The following is a 16,959-nucleotide window of genomic DNA, read 5'->3' as shown; positions in this document are numbered from 1 at the left end:
GGTAACTACAAACCCCCACAGTGGACTTTCACCACCTAGTTAATCGCCATGCGTGGCGCACAAGAAAAAAGGAACACCCTACCGGTGTTCCAGTGTAAGCGGGTTACGCATATCGGATCTTTTTTACAGCAACTGCACCGATCAAGAAGGCGATCAAAACCAATACAATCGTTCCGCCAGGAGCAAGATCCAGATAAAACGAGGCGATTAAACCGCCAAGGATGCCAGCTAGGGAGATAACGAGCGATATGCTGATCAGATTTCGGAAACTTGCAGCAACCTGCATAGCGGCTGCCACCGGTATCACGATCAGTGAAGATACGAGTAAAACTCCGACTATTCGGATAGAAACGGAAACGATTAAAGCGGTCACCATCATATAGAAAGAGTTGAGTACAAACCCGTTGACCCCTTTGAGTTGAGCATGTTCCTCATCAAACGACATAGCGAACAGTCTTTTGTAAAAAATCGCAATAAATAAAATTGCGCCCGCGGCCACACCCGAAATCAGCCATAAGTCCGCTTCCTTTACTGCCACAATACTTCCGAACAAATAACTGAAAACATCAAGATTGAACCCTCTTCCCAGTCCAATCAGTACAACTGCAATTGCGAGTCCGGCAGACAGGACGATCGCAATGGATATTTCTCCGAACGTCTTATATGCCTTGCGCAGTTGTTCAATAAAAAGTGCTCCCAGAAAGGCAAACACCATCGCCATCAGTATGGGGTACACACCCATTAGCATTCCGGCCGCTACACCAGCCAGTGAAACATGCGCCAACGTATCTGCTACTAATGACAATCGTCTAACTACAAGAAAAGAACCGATTAACGGACACATAATTGCGATTAAAACCCCTGCCAGCATCGCACGGATCATAAAGTCGTACTGAAAAATCTCAAACAAACGGTACTCCTCCTTTACCCGTGATGATGATGGACAAGAGACACCTCATGGCCATAGGCACTTGACAAATCCGCAATTTCCAAGAATTCTTCCGGACTCCCGTGATAATGCAGGGTCTTGTTAATACAAGCTACCTTGCCGACTTTATTGCTGATTGTTCCGATGTCATGAGATACAATAACCAAAGTAATGCCATGTATCTTGTTCAATTTGTCCAAAAGGTCATAAAATTGGCCCTGTGCATCTGCATCAACACCCTCGACAGGTTCATCAAGAATCATCAATTGCGGATTTCCCACCAACGCTCGCGCAATAAACACACGCTGCTGTTGACCACCCGATAAGTCCCCAATCTTCCGATTTTGAAAATCCTGCATTCCCACAAGCTCAAGCGCTTGAAGTACTTTTCGTCCCTTTTCCTTTCGGTTTAGCCACCAACTGCCTTTTTCCCCGAGAAGTCCTGTTTCCACCACTTCCGTCACCGTAGCAGGAAAATTGGAATTAAAGGAAGAGGCCTTTTGCGAAACATAGCCGATTTTATTCCATTCCTTAAACTGGGGAAGAGGTCGCCCGAATAATGAGACGACCCCTTGAGTGGGACGCAACAGTCCCAACATCAGCTTTAAAGCGGTTGACTTGCCGGCACCGTTGGGACCAATGATCCCCAAGAAATCTCCTTCACAAACTGCCAGATTCAAATCCTGTACGGCCAAGTGATCTCCGTATTGGAAAGATACGCCTTTTAATTCAACAACCGGATTGGTTTCCATATTAGTTCCCCAATGCTTTCACTAGATTTTTCAGGTTCTCTTTCATCTTCGAGATGTAGTCCTCACCTTTTTTCAGTTCCTCTTCCGTGAGTCCTTCAATTGGATTAAGGACCAGTGTCTGTGCACCAATTTCTTTTGCCACAGTTTCTGCTACTTTTGGCGAAACCAATGTTTCGAAGAAAATATATTTCACATCATGTTCTTTGGCTTCCTTTACAATTTCGGCCATAGCTTTCGGACTCGGTTCTGCATTCGGTGCAAGCCCCATAATCGGAATCTGTTCCAAACCGTAACGTTTTGTCAGGTAGCCAAATGCCGCATGGGTAGTAACCACTTCTTTTTTCTTTACCTTGGCAAGTTCGGTTTCAAACTCTTTGTGAAGTGCCTCCAGTTTACCCTTATACTCTTTTGCGTTTGCTTCAAACTTGTCTTTATTTTTGGAGTCTGCTTTAACGAGAGCATCTGCGATCAATTCAACCTGTTTTTGGGCGTTGACCGGATCCAGCCAGAAGTGCGGATCATATTCGCCGTGCTTGTGCTCATCTTTATGTTCATCTTTTTTCTCGTCTTTGTGCTGATCATTATGCTCATGCTCGAGGTCTGCGGCTTTCAACAGTTCGACTCCCTTACTTGTATCGACCACTACTAGCTTGGATTTGTCTACACTTTCCAACACTTTCTCAATCCAAGGTTCAAAACCGGCACCGTTATACAACAACACATCCGCTTGGGAGATTGTTTTCATATCTTTTGCAGTAGGCTCCCAATCATGCGGCTCGACCCCTGCCGGAACAAGATTGTGCACTTCGACAGCATCCTTACCGACATTTTTGGCAAAGTCCGCTAACGGATAGAAGCTTGCCACAAGCCGTATCTTGTTTGTATCTTGAGGTGCAGGTGCCGCCTTTTGGGTTGCGGTTGAACAGCCGACCGTCAGCGCCAGTAAAGAACCCAACGCCAGTGAAGTATATACCTGTTTAAAAACTTTATTCACTCTAATTTCCCCCTAGTAGATAACCCTAAATCGTAATCCATCAGATTTACTACAAAAATAGTATATATCTCGATTAAGGCAAACGTCAATAGAAATCGTAACAAATACGATTTAGAAGCATTAGGATAATACGTTACTTTAGAGGGAAATTTAGTTATCACATATGGGAAGTTTACTTTGCCGGCTGACACTCGCCGCAATATCCATAGATCTCAAATTTGTGTCCGGTAATTGTGAATTGCTCCGGCTGCCCTAACATTGCATCCAATGGACATGACCTGATATGACGTGCTTTACCGCATGATAGGCAGATTAAATGATGGTGATGCTCGTCTGTTGAACAACGGAAACGGTAAATGCGTTCTCCACCAAGCTCTGTCGCCTCAAGAATGTCCATTTTTTCAAACAACGTCAGATTGCGATAAATCGTATCATAGCTTAATCCAGGATATTCGTCCTGCATGTATTCGAGCAAATCTTTCGCCGATAAGTATCGGTTTTCCCGGTCAAAGATGCGGATCATCTTCTCCCGTTTCCCTGTATATTTGTACCCTTTATTTTTTAACAGCTGCAGTGCCTGCTCAACAGTCATTGTCGTTCACCTCTAGTGCTTATTATATCACTACGCGAAAATAAAACGAAATTATTATTATTTAACCAACAACAAATGTCCCAGCCATTTTCGGACTGGGACATTTTGTTACCGAAGAGATTAACGCACTTGGATTAAAAGCCCGTACATTTTCTACGGTTGCTTCAGGGGCATCTCCCTTGACGGTATGTCAACCTGTTTTTTCATTTTTGTTTCACTCCAACTGGAACGACCGCTTCACAAGCTTTTAACTTGCGTTTTAACTCTTTCTCATCTAATCCCTCATAAATCATCACGGCGAAAGGTTTGAAGTCTCCAACTACAAAGGCCCTGGAAACGGGCGTAGAGGGAACATGGTGAAACTCGGTCAATAATCCATTCTCTGCGTCAATATAGAAACCTTTTGCTCGCAGGACATTTGCCGGAAGGTGATATAACAGCTCGTACATCTTGTCCGGATTGACCGGAGCCTCAAACTCATAATAAAGAGTTTCCAGATTCCCGAAACTGGTGGGTTTTTGTTTCACAGTAGATGTAACTTTACCCACTTTTCGTCTGGTAAAACTCTTGGGTTTTGCCTCAACCCGTACCTTCTGTTGGTGGGTTTCGATTTCAAATAACTTCGAAGGATCCATATTCCCGTTTAGAACTTGGAAAATGGGGGCCTTTGGGTTTAACTCACGCAATACTCGTTCCAAGTGGTCGATATTCTCCAGCGATACCAAGTCTGTTTTGGACATTAGCAAAACATCGGCCTGCTGCACCTGCTCCAGCATAGTTCTTTCATTAACGGTCATTTCTGACGAAGACGAAGTCGTGAAGGGAAACCAAGCTGCACTTACCATAGTAAATACTCCTGCTAACCTTATTCGATCCTGGAGTTCAGGCTCGAGCAATCTCTCCACAATATCCACAGGACTGGCGACACCGGTCGTTTCAAGAAATACTGTGTCCGGACCATAACCATCGATCAGTCTGAGGAGCGAGTCCTTAAGACTGCCTTGCAAGGTGCAGCAAATACATCCATTCGGCAGATCGACTACAGGAACCTCTGATTCCTGAAGCAGCAATGTGTCTACGCTCACCGACCCGAACTCGTTCATCAACACAGCCGGGCGGCGGCCAGCAGCTTTCAAATAACCGAGCAAAGGTTTCAAAAGGGTGGTTTTACCTGCTCCTAGATAACCTGTGAGTATGTAAACGGGAATAGGTTTGGTCATCAGATATTCCTCCTAAATTGTAACCATTACGATTTATCAGAGACAAGTATATAAAAGATTGATATTGATGTAAAGTCAACGGTGGCTCGCACACCGGTTGATGCTATATAATAATGGCAAATATATCCCCTCCGGGGGGATAGGATAACAATTAAGGAGAGATACTCGTGAGTTCTCATCGACTACCTGAGGTTGTCAGCCGCCTCTCAAAGATTGAAGGGCATGTTCGTGGAATTAAGAAAATGGCTGAAGACGGGCGAAGCTGCGAGGAACTGCTCTTACAAATCAGTGCAATAAAGTCAGCCATTACCAACGTGGGAAGGGTGATATTGGAGGACTACCTGGAAGATTGCGTGGTTGATGGAATACGCAAGCAGTCTGACCGGGAAACGGTGGAGCGGATGAAAAAAGCTTTGGAGAAGTTTATCTAGGGGGCATGAGATATGAGTACACCCGCTATCTCAGAAAAAACAGTCAGCGCGACATGGTTAAATATTTGGGATCGGCACGGATCCGCGATTGTTACGACTCTCTGCTTACTATTTATCGTTCTTGCTTGGTTTTCCGGCAAATATGGAAACCCTTCATTGGAAATCCCCTTTTATCTCCTTGCCTACATCATAGGAGGTTATCAAAAAGCCTGGGAAGGTTTACAAACCCTTATCAAAGAACGGGAGCTTGATGTTGACCTTCTTATGGTAGTCGCTGCTGTCGGTGCGGCAAGTATCGGATTCTGGCTGGACGGGGCAATCTTGATCTTTATCTTCTCTTTAAGCGGGACATTGGAAACTTACACGATGGAACGAACAAATAAAGACATTCGCTCCATTATGAAACTTCGTCCTGAAGAAGCACTCGTTCTGCGAGGAACCACAGAGCGACTGGTCAAAATAGAGGCCCTTCAAAAAGGGGATCTGGTAGTAGTAAAACCAGGGGAACGGATTCCCGCAGACGGTATTGTACAGAAGGGATATTCTGCGGTCGATCAGTCCTCTATCACCGGAGAATCACTTCCGGTTGACAGATCACAAGGGGATGAAGTATATGCGGGGACGATCAACGGGCAAGGGGCTTTGGTAATCGAAGTAACCAAGCCTGCGGAAGCAACCTTGCTTGCCAGGATTATTCGCCTGGTACAAGAAGCACAAAGTGAAATGCCTCCAACTCAATTGTTTGTCGAACGGTTTGAACGGATGTATGCCAAGGTGGTTGTGGTTGGTGCGGTGGTTCTGATGGTCACGCCCCCCTTCCTTCTTGACTGGACATGGAGTGAGACCATCTATCGGGCCATGATCTTCCTTGTGGCAGCCTCACCTTGCGCCCTTGTGTCCTCCATTATGCCGGCCGTATTGTCTGGAATATCAAATGGAGCACGAAAAGGAATCTTGTTTAAAGGCGGAGTACATTTGGAAAAAATGGCCGGAATCAAGGTAGTCGCCTTTGACAAGACAGGTACACTTACGGAGGGAAAACCAAAGGTTACGGACATCATTTCCTTTCAGGGAAACAATGAAGACGAGTTATTACGTATCACCGCTTCTCTTGAAGCTCTATCCGAACACCCAATCGCAAAAGCCATTGTGGGAACAGCTAAAGATCGGGGTCTGCAGCTGGATCAGGCTTCCCATTTGCAAGCCCTGCCAGGATTGGGGATCACCGCGATGCTCAACAATCAGGAGTACCGGATCGGAAAAATTGACCTGTTGAATTATGGGTTTCTGTCGGAAGATCGGCAAAAGCTCGTGCAAACTCTGGAGCAGCAAGGAAAGACCATTATATTCATAGAAACCGGGGTTGAGCTGCTTGGCATCCTGGCGATTCAGGACACTTTGCGCCCTCAGTCAAGGACGACAGTTGAAACACTGAAACAAATGGGAATTAAAGTAGTCATGCTAACTGGAGACAGTGCTTCCACTGCAAAGGTGATTGGAGAGGCGACCGGAGTCGATGAAATATACGCCGAACTTCTCCCGGAACAGAAAATGCAGATTGTAAAGAATCTAACGGAACAATATGGAAAAGTGGCCATGGTGGGGGACGGTGTGAATGATGCTCCTGCGCTGGCCGCTGCTTCGATGGGAATCGCCATGGGGGGCTCCGGAACCGATGTAGCGCTTGAAACCGCCAGCATCGTGCTCATGTCGGACGATATTTCCAAGGTTCCTTATGCCATTACACTCGGACGGCGCACAAGCAGAGTCATCAAACAAAACCTGACCCTTGCAATAGCAATGATTGTTGTACTTGTAACAGCCAATTTTTTGGGGACTGTAAACCTGCCATTAGGAGTCATTGGGCATGAAGGGAGTACCCTTGCCGTGATCATCAGTGGTTTACGCTTACTCCGGTGAAAGTCACTTTAACTTGACGCAGTGGGCCTATCCGGGATCGACTTTTCGAGATTGGCAGGCTGAACTTAAAATCGGTTGCCTGCCATGTTTTTAAAAACAATTGCGCCCAGCAAAAACGCCAGCAATACCAATACAATTGTTCCGCCCGGAGCAAGATCCAAATAATAAGAGGACCCGAGCCCGGTAAGTATTCCTGTGAGTGCAATACCGGTTGCAACAAAAAGCAGATTCCGAAAACTGTTCGCCACCTGCATCCCGGCCGCCACAGGAATGACTATCAGCGACGAGACCAGTAAAACGCCAACAATTCGAATGGCCACGGAAACGATGAGAGCAGTCATCAACATGAACAAAAGATTTAACATGTACACATTAACGCCTCTTAATTGAACGTGTTCTTCATCAAAAGAAAGAGCAAACAATTTCTTGTAAAATGCTGCAACCAGAACAATTGTCCCTGCCGTCACTCCCGAAATCATCCATAGATCCCTTTCTGTTACCGCAACAATACTCCCAAACAGATAGCTCAAAACGTCAACATTAAAGCCTTTCCCCAATCCAAACAGTATAACAGCAATGGCTAAACCTGTAGAATGTACAACAGCAATTGATATTTCCCCAAAAGTCGCATACGCCTTGCGCAACCGTTCTATAAAAAACGCCCCGCTAAAAGCAAATAACATAGCCGTCAGAATCGGATACAATCCAAACAGCATTCCGGCTGCCACGCCAGCAAGCGAAGCGTGTGCCAGTGTGTCCGCTACTAAAGACAACCGCCTAACAAGTAAAAAAGAACCGATTAGCGGACATATGATGGCAGTCAGAATTCCCGCAAGTATGGCACGAACCATAAAATCAAACTCAAAAATTTCCAGCAAACTCCTTCTCCCCTAAATCGTAATTAATCCTATTTGCAAGACCTAGTATAGAACCTGGAGTTTCTAGCCGTCAACATAAATCGTAATAATTCCTGTTTTTAGGAAAAGAGGCTGACCGCTGAATGGTTGATTATTTGATTGCGGTCCGGCTCAACTTGGGAAGATATGCCCATAGCGCTAACTCGCCGCCAACCACACTTCTCCCATGGCAGCACCTTGGGCGGTGAACAAAGTGATAACGGTTAATAGACAAACAGTCCGAATGAAAAGATCTCGATTGACACGCAGCATATTGACAAGAGGAGCATAGGGAAAAGCCCCCGATAAACTCCAGCAGCTCTCCTTGACCTGTCGATCTGCAACAATGATCAAAATACCTATTACTGCTGCGCTGATCTCAGCTATCAGGCTTGCTACCGCAACACCGCCTATATTCATATGAAAGACCGCAACAAAAACAATATCGAGAACGATATTCAAAAGATTCATAAACACTTGCAAAAACAAAGCCATCCGAACCCTCGCGATGCCCATCAACCAGCCCAAAATGGCATAATTCACCAAAGCGAATGGGGCTCCCCAGATCCGAATGTCAAAATACTGCGCCGCAAATGTTTTTACATTGTCAGTCGGATCGGTTAACAGCATTGCTGGGTATTGAATCGGGTTTTGGAACAAGATGAACGTCAAGCCAAATAATACGGCGAGTACCAGGGGACGTATCAAAGACATGAAAACTTCTGATTTGTCATTTGCTCCAAAAGCCTGTGCGCTAAATCCAGATGTACTGACACGTAAGAAACCCAGCAACCAATAAAGGGTATTGAATATCAGTGATCCCACTGCAACACCGCCAATATAGGCAGGGTCAGGCAATTGTCCCACCACAGCCGTATCTACCGCCCCTAGTAAAGGCGTTGACAAGGTAGACACAATCAGAGGGACAGCCAATGCAAGAAATTCAGCATGACTCATCGGGGGTTTTGTTCGTGGCAAGCTGGATATTTCAGTTCTCATTGGAGATCCCCCTTAACTGGTCGATAGAGCGATTTTTTTATTATGTGCATGAGGTCACTATAACACGGCAGCCTCTACCATCTGGCGGGTATAGACCTGCCGCTCAGACGAAAACAGTTCTTCCGAAGTGAATAAGTCGACCAAATTCCCATTCTTCAAAACGGCAATGCGATCACTCATGAATCGGACGGAAGCCATGTCATGGGAGATCAACAAATAGGACATGTTGAATTCGTTCCTCAGTTCTTTCAATAGATTCAAGATTTGCGCCTGAATCGACACGTCTAAACTGGATGTTGGTTCGTCGCAGATGAGCAGCTTGGGCTGCAGGCTAAGCCCTCGCGCAATCGCCACACGCTGCCTCTGCCCTCCGCTGAGCTGATGCGGGTAACGATCCAGCAGTTCCTGGCCAAGTCCGACCCTGTCAAGCAGTACAGCGGCCATTTCCCGCTTCGAATTCCTGACTTCACTCAAAAAGGCTGGAGTCACATCCGGATAATTCTCAAGAGGTTCGATGACCGCCTTCCAGATTGGCAACCGGGGGTTTAAAGAGGCTGTCGGATCTTGAAATACGACCTGTACGTGCTTTCGGGCATCCCTCAATGAGCGTCCTTTCAGAGTGTGGAAATGCACCCCATTCAGAATGATTTCTCCCCGGTCCGGCCTCTCAAGTCCGAGGATTAGCTTGGCCAGCGTACTTTTGCCGCTGCCGCTTTCTCCAACCAGCCCCAGACATTCGCCCTCCCCAACCGTAAACGAAATGTCTGTCAATGCCTTGACGTCAGCAGAATACGACTTGCTGATTTGTTTGACCTCCAGCAGCGTCTTCATTGTCTGGTTCTCCTCCCGCAGTCAAAATATGGCAAGCAGCCGAGTGATCTTCCCCCATAGGCTTCATAACGGGCGCCTGAGCACACTCTTCTATTCGAGAAGGACAACGAAGCGCAAACGGACAGCCCTGACCGGCAACCGCTCCCGGCTCCCCGGGAATCGTAGTCAGTTTCTCAGGTATACGCCCCGTAAGCAGGGGCCTCGCCTGCAGCAGCAGCTGTGTATATGGATGCTGAGGGTTGTGGCGGACACTCTCCGTCGGCCCCGTCTCAATTATTCGTCCTCCGTACATGACAGCCATTCGGTCGGTTCGCTTCAACACATGAGTCAAGTCGTGAGAAATTAAAAACACAGCGCAATTCGTTTCCTTTTGCAGGTCTACCAGTAAATCCAGCACTCGCTCACCGGTCAACACATCCAGAGCGGTTGTTGGCTCATCCGCAATGATAAGCGACGGCTTCATCATCAACGCAGCGGCCAATGAAGCACGCTGCAGTTGGCCCCCGCTCAACTGAAACGGATAGCTGTTAAACGCTCGTTTAGCCGGAAGTTTTACCCGCTGCAGCCATTCGAGCGCTATTTCCTTCGCTTCCTTGAAGCTGACCTGCTCGTGACTGCGAATCGTTTCCACGAGCTGCTTGCCAATTTTCACAATTGGCGTGAAGCTGCCCTGGTAATTCTGAAACATATAGGCGATCTCCTTGCCTCGAAGACGCCTTTTCTCCTTTTCCGACAAGGATCCTAAATGGATGCCACTGAGATAAATATTACCTGCCGTTACCTGGAGGGATTTGGGCAGCAAGTCCAGGACGGCAGTTGCCGTCACGCTTTTTCCGCTCCCGCTTTCCCCCACAAGACCTAGCATTTCCCCGGGACGTACCGACAGATCGATACCTTGCACCAGTTCGTTCAAAACTTTGCCTTTGTCACTAACTGCTGCAATGGTCAGATCCGAAATTTGCAAAACAGGAGCCATGGGGCTGGTGAAGTTATCCACCCGCACAGCTTTCCCTTCCGTTAGATGATCGACCACCGTTATAGACATAGGGCACCCCCCTCACAGCTTTTCGGAGATTAATCCGCCTATTGACTCTTTACATCCAGTGCATCCCGAAGCCCATCGCCGATCAGGTTGCAGGCCAGGACGACCAATAGAATGGCGATTCCCGGATAAACCATCAGTTCCGGTACGGTTTGAAAATAAGGCCTGCCGTCATTCAGCATTGCCCCCCATTCCGGTGCCGGAGGTTGGGCTCCCAGACCGAGAAAGGAGAGCGAGGAAATCGTAAGGATCACCTTGCCAACATCCAATGCAGCGAGGACGAGCACCGGCGACACGATCTGCGGCAGTAAATGCCGGCGCAGCAGCTTCCAAGTGCTGCAGCCGCCTACTCTAGCCACCATCACATACTCTTTTTCCCGTTCTGACAGAACAATCCCCCTGACAACCCGGGCGTATCCCATCCACTTTACCAGCACAACCGCCAACATCACGTTCGTCAAACTTGGCCCTAGAAAACCTGCCACAGCAATCGCCAGAATAAACTCAGGAAATGCGCTAAACCCATCCACGAAACGCATCGTAACCGCATCCAATCGTCCGCCTATATAACCGGATAATAGTCCCACAGGAATGCCTATCAAGATCACGGTGATAATTACAAGGGCTGTAATGCCAAGCGTCTCTTGCGAACCGGCTGCGATCCTGGAAAATATACATCGTCCCATATGGTCCGTTCCAAGTGGATACTGCAGGCTGGGAGAAAGCAAGCGCTCCCCCATATTCACCGTAAGCGGATCATTTGGCACCAGATAGGATCCGATCAATGTTACCAGAACAATAAGCGCCATAAGAATCAACCCGATCAGCAGCATTGGCTGGGAAATCAGCTTCCGTAAACCACTTCGGGCAACAGGTCTCCTTACCTCGACTGAGATTGAATTCATTGTAACGCCCCCTTACGACCAAGCCGGATCCGGGGATCGATCAGACTGTATGACAAATCAACCAGCAGGTTCATCACGACGACAAAAACGCCGGTGAGAAGCACATATCCCTGTATAACCGGATAATCGCGTCCAAAAATCGCCTCCAGTGCCATACTGCCCAGTCCCGGCCAGGAGAACAGCGTTTCGATTACAACAGAACCGGCCAGCAGGTTGCCAATGTTCATCCCGAATACTGTAACAACCGGCAGCAATGCCGCCCGGAAAGCATGGAGCGATAGGACCCGCCACTCCGCAACCCCTCTTGCCCTTGCTGCACGAATATAGTCCTGGGACAGGCTCTCGAGAAGTCCCGTCCGCAATAATCGGGCATATACAGCGGCCATAGAGAAGCCTAATGTCAAGGACGGAAGTATCATCTGGGAGAAAGTCCCTTTCCCCATGGAGGGCAGCAGCTGCAGCTTATATGCGAAAAAGTAAATCAGCAGCAGCCCCAACCAGAAACCGGGGATGGAAGCGCCGATCAGGGCAAGCATCCGACTCACCTGATCAGGCCATCTCCCCGGATAACGGGCGGCAATCGTTCCAAGCGGAACGGAAATCAACAGCATGACCACAAGACCTCCTGCTGTCAACTGGATGGTTGTCGGCAGCCTCCTCATCATTTCATCCCATACCGGCTTGCCATTGGCGTATGATTTGCCGAGATCGAGCCGGAGCACCCCGGACATCCATTGTCCGTACTGAACGAGCAGCGGCCGGTCGAAGCCAAGATCTTGGCGGAGCTTGGCTTCGTCAGCCTTGGTCACCATGAGTTCATCAGCTCGTAAAATCGACAAGACCGGATCCCCGGGAGCGAGCTTCATCAAGGTGAAAGTCGATACCGAGAGGAGCAGCAAAACGATCATCAACTGAAGAAGACGCTTTTTAACGAGCTGCAGCACTTTATTTCACGTCCATCGTATGCGTGAACATGTAGTATTCTTCCGCACCCGGCGTCCATCCGACGACACGCTTGTTTATCCCTACAATGATGTTTGGGTACACTGCAAAGCTTTGCAGCACTTCCTTATTAATGACGGCAACAGCATCCTGAGACAACTGAACCCGTTTGTAATTATCGCCCGTCCCATTCAATTGTTTGATAATGTCGTTCAGCCTGGAATTGTTGATTTTACCTTGATTCAAGGATCCCTCCGGGATGAACGCGGTGTTCAGGTAGAAACCGCCGTCACCACGCGGTGCAGTCAGATTGCTGTAGGTAACCATATCCCAGTCCTTGTTTTCTTTGAGATAGCTATCGACCTTCTCAACCGTTTTGATGTTTATTGTCACTCCTGCTTTGGCAGCATCGGATTGCAAAAGCTGTGCCATCAGCGGAAGCTCCGGTCTGCCTTTATAGGTGATCAACTCGAGAGTGAGCGGTTTCCCGTCCTTCATCATCTTGCCGTCCGCTCCCGCTTTATAACCAGCCTCTTCAAGCAATGCTTTTGCTTTAGTAACGTCCATCGGGACACCCGGTTCCTTGCTGCCGAACGGAAGCCTCGTGTTAAATGGACCATTGGCCGGAATCGCATGACCCAGCATGATATCCTTGGCGATACTTTCCCGATTGACCAGATAATTAAGCGCCATTCTGACCTTTAGATCCTGCATCACAGTCTTCTGCAGATTATACATAATTAAATGGGTTCTAAGACTGGGCACTGATTCGATCTTCAACGCTTCGTTCTTCTTGATGGCATCGATGCTTTCCGCCGGAAGATTATAGACAATATCCGCTTCCTTCGATTGCAACGCCAGGGTCCGTACATTTGCGTCCTCGTTAAATTTGAACGATGCTTCCTTCAGCTTCGGTTTGCCCGCCCAGTATCCGTCGTAACGCTCGACCAGCACTTCGATGTTCGGAGTGAACTGCTTCACTTTGAACGGACCGGTGCCAACAGGGGCGTTATTAAACGCTTCCTTCCCCATCTTCTTCTCTGCTTCCGCATTTACAACAGATGCGTAAGGATTAACGAGCTCAGACGGCAGCGCCGGATACGGTTCCTTTGTCTTGATTGTCAGGGTTTGGCCGCTGGCTTCCATGGATGCGATCTTCAAAGCGCTGGCCAGCGTTTTACTTGCAGCGATGCCTCTTTCGAAGGACGCTTTGACTGCAGCCGCGTCAACTTTCGTTCCGTCATGGAAAGTCACCCCGTCTCGGATGGTGAACACCCAGGTTGTATCATCCTTTGCTTCCCATTTGGTCGCAAGCCATCCTTCAAGTTTCAAATCTTTATCCAGCTTTACCAATGTTTCCGTTATCCCGGCATTCAGCGGGGTTCTGCTGTTATGCGGATCTAAGCTGCCTGTCTTAAAGGTGTATAAAAGCGTAACCTTCTTGTTGTCGTCCTGCACCGGAGCTGCCGTCTTTCCCGCATCGGAGCAGCCTGTTGCCACGAACGACAGGACCCCCGCAAGCAGGAACGAGAGCGTCTTTGATTTTAACAAATTACTTTTCATCTTCCTTTGTTCCACCCTTCCCCCTCACTAATCGTAATAATTACGATTTACTCAGCAGATTTTACCAAACACTAGATAACCCGTCAATGAAAAAAATGACTTGCTAGGAACTTTTCGCTAATTTTGCTTTCTCCACGATAGGACTTTGCTTTTTCCTCGATAAAGCTATGCACGCAGAAATAATTAATATTCCTCCTAATACAGTCAGCATATCAGGTATTTCCGTCCAAAATAAAAATCCCCACATGGCATTAAAGACAATCCCGATATAGCGAACCACCTCTACGACAACGACATTCTCATGAGTAAATGCCTTAGTCAGGACTACTTGCCCAAGTAAAGAAACTACTCCAATGCATACCAGGTAGAACAGTTCGAGTGGCGTTGGCACCACGAAGTTGTTCCACATAAGCGGAATCGACACCAATGCAGCTGCTGCCAGGAAATAAAATACAATTTCGTACGCATGGTGCTTTTTACTCAAATACCGTATAGAGATTGCAGCTCCCGAAGCGAATAAAGCACTCAGAATACCGACGAGCGCGTATACGGAGTAATTGGAATAATTAAATGGTTTAACAAGTAAAATTGCTCCCGCGACAGCGAGTGGCAGAGCAAAAATCGTTTGTTGGGACATCCTCTCTTTCAAGATAACTGCAGCGAGAATAATGGCGAAGACGGGAGATAAATGGGCCAGTATACTTGCATCTGCCAGCGGTATCTTCGAAATCGTATAGAAATAAGCAATCAGGTAGAGCGCTCCAAGAACCCCACGCGTCGCCAGCATAGGGATTCCTTCCGTAGAAAACGCCACTTTACTGTGTCTCATCATGAAATAGATGATGACAGTCCCGATAATACTTCGAAAAAACGCAACTTCGGCAGCTGGGATTGTAAAACTCACCGCCTTAACAAGGGCGTTCATAATACTGAAAACAAGGGACGACAGGATCGCAAGAAGTACGCCGTTTTTCATTTTCCCCTCTCCATTTCATCAAAAATTGCATCTACATCATTTTGTGTTGTATCAGTAAAAATTTTCGGTTCAAACGAATCTTCACCATTTTCTTGTACAAATTCATTCAACTTTTTCTCAAACAATTCGATCAACGCCAAGGTTTGTGGCATGGGATGATTCATTTTGTGGGCTAACCCATAAATAAGTTTCAGTTTTTTATAATCTTCTAATGGAATTCTCGGAACAACCCACTTTCCATTCGGATCCTGATAGACTTGTTTGTAAGGCACCGCCGAGAAATCGAAATATTTTCCGTTTGCATCAGGGGTTGAAAAAGGATCAATCAGAAGTGAAGAGTATCTTATGTAAAGAAGGTACTCTTGTTTGATTTGCTCCAGTTCCATAAAATTCTCAATGTCTTCGCGAGAAAGTGTGTTTTCATGTACCGGATAATTGTCATCATTTAAAAATTTGAGAAGGTTAATAGGTTTTGCACCCAAATTTTGAATGAATCCGGAAATTTCCCACCAAAGGGAAACCATTGCTCTTATCGAGTGTTGAGTAATAGGCCCTTCCGGATAGATTTTATACATATACTTGTTTGAAACCTCTTTGCTGAAGATCTGATCCAATGAAAATTGATTGATGAAAAAAGGCGGATGGACATAAGTTGTGATGTTTCTGCTTTCTGCCTCGATCGGATTCCCGAGGACTGTGCATTGGATGCCAAGGCTTTCCATAAAACGCTTCACATCAAAAACAGTCGTACTGTTATCCTCGCTCGAAGCAATGTAGATTCGCTTTTTAAATGCTTTCGTGAAACACGTCAGGATGCTTGGATTTCCGGACTCAAACTTTGTAGCGGCATAGTAGTTGGAAAAACTGATCACATCAATTCTTCCTTGTGATTTCTTTAACCGACTGTTTACGAGGAGGTTGGATCCAATGTCTGGCGATATCAAAAGAATCGTCTTCACCTCTGTCAGTGAATCTAACCTCAAAGAGTTGATGATATCCGTGTAACTGTCACTTGGTGTGCATAGAATTATGGTTTGCCAGATATCCTCGACGTTCTCGAAACCTTCATAGAAACGGGTCAATCGAGCTTCTCCGGAAAGGTGACTGTATTTTTCACCCTGTACCTTCGATGTGAGAATGGAATGATTCTCTTTAAGCTCTTTCTTAAGCCTGTTTGTGTGAGCTCCTTTTCTGTTAAGCAAGCCTAGATTGTCACACCAACCTTGAGAAACGTTAACAGCAACCTGTATTGCAGCCGGGCCTGCACCGATTATTAATGTATTTCCGAAAGCCGAAAAATGAGATATCTTTTCATGCATATGTAAGATCACATTCCTTTCGCTGCAGTTGACTATTTAAACAAGTGCTTTTGACTTCTCCAAAATAATTGTGTCGTAGATGGTTTTCCTTTGAGTGATCTTGGTTTGAACCCATTCCGCCGATAAATCTTTCTCTAAGGGATAATTAAAAATGGACTTTAAACCATTCCCGTATCGCAGCATGATTTTGGCATTACTGTTGATCGTTTCCTTTAAATCGTCCAATACCTCAAGCTTATTTTTGACAAGTGAAGCAATAATGATATGTGTAGCCTCTTTAATAAAAGCCAGTTCCTTCAAACTCTTGCTGGAAAACTCAACAATCGATTCCAAACCGGAAACTTTCGCTACTTTCTTGGCTAAATGAACAGCTTCAACATCAATATCCAGGCACATCACTTCAACTCTTTTTTCCTTAGCAATAGTGAGCGCTGAAATTGGAAATGCTCCTGATCCAATAAAAAGCACTTTCGATTTATGATCGATACCGAATTCTTCAAGTTCATCTTTAACAGAATTTGATAGAGCGGTGAGATAATTACTTATATCGAATTCATTATTGCATGTACAAACAGATTGATGAATATTTCGGCGCGGCAGAGCCGCTAGGTTAATGAATGAGAGCCACCATGTTAATGAAATAGAGCCA

17 protein-coding genes are annotated in these 16,959 nt (G+C 46.6%); 2 read left to right on the top strand and 15 right to left on the bottom strand.

Going from position 1 to position 16,959, the window contains the following annotated elements:
- Positions 1-103: 103 nt before the first annotated feature.
- The 5 genes from ACFO8Q_RS17270 to ACFO8Q_RS17250 all read right to left on the bottom strand — a co-directional run bounded on the left by ACFO8Q_RS17270 (position 104) and on the right by ACFO8Q_RS17250 (position 4,486).
- Positions 104-910 carry a metal ABC transporter permease gene (locus ACFO8Q_RS17270; RefSeq protein WP_380027254.1) on the bottom strand — a complete coding sequence of 269 codons (807 nt, stop codon included), beginning with the start codon at positions 908-910 and terminating at the stop codon, positions 104-106.
- A 14-nt stretch (positions 911-924) separates the two neighbouring features.
- A complete protein-coding gene (locus tag ACFO8Q_RS17265; RefSeq protein WP_380027252.1) occupies positions 925-1,680 on the bottom strand; it encodes a metal ABC transporter ATP-binding protein in 756 nt (251 codons plus the stop codon).
- Position 1,681: 1 nt separating this feature from the next.
- Positions 1,682-2,674 carry a metal ABC transporter substrate-binding protein gene (locus ACFO8Q_RS17260; RefSeq protein ID WP_380027250.1) on the bottom strand — a complete coding sequence of 331 codons (993 nt, stop codon included), beginning with the start codon at positions 2,672-2,674 and terminating at the stop codon, positions 1,682-1,684.
- Between the two features lie 172 nt (positions 2,675-2,846).
- A complete protein-coding gene (locus ACFO8Q_RS17255) occupies positions 2,847-3,266 on the bottom strand; it encodes a Fur family transcriptional regulator (RefSeq protein WP_380027248.1) in 420 nt (139 codons plus the stop codon).
- Positions 3,267-3,469: 203 nt separating this feature from the next.
- Entirely contained in the window at positions 3,470-4,486 is a 1,017-nt protein-coding gene (locus ACFO8Q_RS17250; RefSeq protein ID WP_380027246.1) for a CobW family GTP-binding protein, read from the bottom strand.
- A gap of 167 nt (positions 4,487-4,653) precedes the next feature.
- Here ACFO8Q_RS17250 and ACFO8Q_RS17245 point away from each other — a divergent pair, with 167 nt between their 5' ends.
- Positions 4,654-4,917: a metal-sensing transcriptional repressor gene (locus ACFO8Q_RS17245; protein WP_380027244.1), complete on the top strand. Its 264-nt coding sequence runs from the start codon at positions 4,654-4,656 to the stop codon at positions 4,915-4,917.
- A gap of 12 nt (positions 4,918-4,929) precedes the next feature.
- A complete protein-coding gene (locus tag ACFO8Q_RS17240; RefSeq protein ID WP_380027242.1) occupies positions 4,930-6,837 on the top strand; it encodes a heavy metal translocating P-type ATPase in 1,908 nt (635 codons plus the stop codon).
- A 65-nt stretch (positions 6,838-6,902) separates the two neighbouring features.
- On the opposite strand, the gene ACFO8Q_RS17235 is transcribed toward ACFO8Q_RS17240, so the two are convergent.
- The 10 genes from ACFO8Q_RS17235 to ACFO8Q_RS17190 all read right to left on the bottom strand — a co-directional run.
- Complete coding sequence (locus tag ACFO8Q_RS17235) at positions 6,903-7,715, bottom strand: metal ABC transporter permease (protein WP_380027240.1); 813 nt, start codon at positions 7,713-7,715, stop codon at positions 6,903-6,905.
- Between the two features lie 177 nt (positions 7,716-7,892).
- Entirely contained in the window at positions 7,893-8,732 is an 840-nt protein-coding gene (locus ACFO8Q_RS17230) for an MATE family efflux transporter (RefSeq protein WP_380027238.1), read from the bottom strand.
- Positions 8,733-8,789: 57 nt separating this feature from the next.
- Complete coding sequence (locus ACFO8Q_RS17225) at positions 8,790-9,563, bottom strand: ABC transporter ATP-binding protein (RefSeq protein WP_380027236.1); 774 nt, start codon at positions 9,561-9,563, stop codon at positions 8,790-8,792.
- A complete protein-coding gene (locus tag ACFO8Q_RS17220) occupies positions 9,514-10,608 on the bottom strand; it encodes an ABC transporter ATP-binding protein (protein ID WP_380027234.1) in 1,095 nt (364 codons plus the stop codon). The genes ACFO8Q_RS17225 and ACFO8Q_RS17220 overlap by 50 nt, the downstream gene beginning before the upstream one ends.
- Before the next feature lie 38 nt (positions 10,609-10,646).
- Entirely contained in the window at positions 10,647-11,510 is an 864-nt protein-coding gene (gene nikC / locus ACFO8Q_RS17215; RefSeq protein ID WP_380027231.1) for a nickel transporter permease, read from the bottom strand.
- Positions 11,507-12,451 (bottom strand): nickel ABC transporter permease, encoded by a 945-nt coding sequence (nikB, locus tag ACFO8Q_RS17210; protein ID WP_380027256.1) that lies wholly within the window; start codon positions 12,449-12,451, stop codon positions 11,507-11,509. The genes nikC and nikB overlap by 4 nt, the downstream gene beginning before the upstream one ends.
- 4 nt (positions 12,452-12,455) lie before the next feature.
- The gene (gene nikA, locus ACFO8Q_RS17205; protein ID WP_380027229.1) at positions 12,456-14,015 is read right to left on the bottom strand and encodes a nickel ABC transporter substrate-binding protein; all 1,560 of its coding nucleotides are present in this window, start codon (positions 14,013-14,015) and stop codon (positions 12,456-12,458) included.
- 103 nt (positions 14,016-14,118) lie between these two features.
- Positions 14,119-14,991: a DMT family transporter gene (locus ACFO8Q_RS17200; protein ID WP_380027227.1), complete on the bottom strand. Its 873-nt coding sequence runs from the start codon at positions 14,989-14,991 to the stop codon at positions 14,119-14,121.
- Entirely contained in the window at positions 14,988-16,310 is a 1,323-nt protein-coding gene (locus tag ACFO8Q_RS17195) for an opine metallophore biosynthesis dehydrogenase (RefSeq protein ID WP_380027225.1), read from the bottom strand. Before ACFO8Q_RS17195 ends, ACFO8Q_RS17200 begins: the two co-directional genes overlap by 4 nt.
- 36 nt (positions 16,311-16,346) lie before the next feature.
- A partial coding sequence (locus ACFO8Q_RS17190; RefSeq protein WP_380027222.1) for a nicotianamine synthase family protein occupies positions 16,347-16,959 on the bottom strand: 613 nt, incomplete at its 5' end.

The organism is Effusibacillus consociatus (assembly GCF_042652925.1).
Classification (GTDB): domain Bacteria; phylum Bacillota; class Bacilli; order Tumebacillales; family Effusibacillaceae; genus Effusibacillus; species Effusibacillus consociatus.
The sequence above is the reverse complement of the archived record's forward strand: the minus strand, read 5'-3'. Positions and strand labels throughout refer to the sequence as shown.

Bases quoted from the DNA above. Each gene is read 5' to 3' on its own strand.
- nikA (WP_380027229.1), bottom strand. From the start codon at position 14,015: ATGAAAAGTAATTTGTTAAAATCAAAGACGCTCTCGTTCCTGCTTGCG.
- ACFO8Q_RS17220 (WP_380027234.1), bottom strand. From the start codon at position 10,608: ATGTCTATAACGGTGGTCGATCATCTAACGGAAGGGAAAGCTGTGCGG.
- ACFO8Q_RS17240 (WP_380027242.1), top strand. From the start codon at position 4,930: ATGAGTACACCCGCTATCTCAGAAAAAACAGTCAGCGCGACATGGTTA.
- ACFO8Q_RS17195 (WP_380027225.1), bottom strand. From the start codon at position 16,310: ATGCATGAAAAGATATCTCATTTTTCGGCTTTCGGAAATACATTAATA.
- ACFO8Q_RS17225 (WP_380027236.1), bottom strand. From the start codon at position 9,563: ATGAAGACGCTGCTGGAGGTCAAACAAATCAGCAAGTCGTATTCTGCT.
- ACFO8Q_RS17255 (WP_380027248.1), bottom strand. From the start codon at position 3,266: ATGACTGTTGAGCAGGCACTGCAGCTGTTAAAAAATAAAGGGTACAAA.
- ACFO8Q_RS17250 (WP_380027246.1), bottom strand. From the start codon at position 4,486: ATGACCAAACCTATTCCCGTTTACATACTCACAGGTTATCTAGGAGCA.
- ACFO8Q_RS17230 (WP_380027238.1), bottom strand. From the start codon at position 8,732: ATGAGAACTGAAATATCCAGCTTGCCACGAACAAAACCCCCGATGAGT.
- ACFO8Q_RS17265 (WP_380027252.1), bottom strand. From the start codon at position 1,680: ATGGAAACCAATCCGGTTGTTGAATTAAAAGGCGTATCTTTCCAATAC.
- nikC (WP_380027231.1), bottom strand. From the start codon at position 11,510: ATGAATTCAATCTCAGTCGAGGTAAGGAGACCTGTTGCCCGAAGTGGT.
- ACFO8Q_RS17200 (WP_380027227.1), bottom strand. From the start codon at position 14,991: ATGAAAAACGGCGTACTTCTTGCGATCCTGTCGTCCCTTGTTTTCAGT.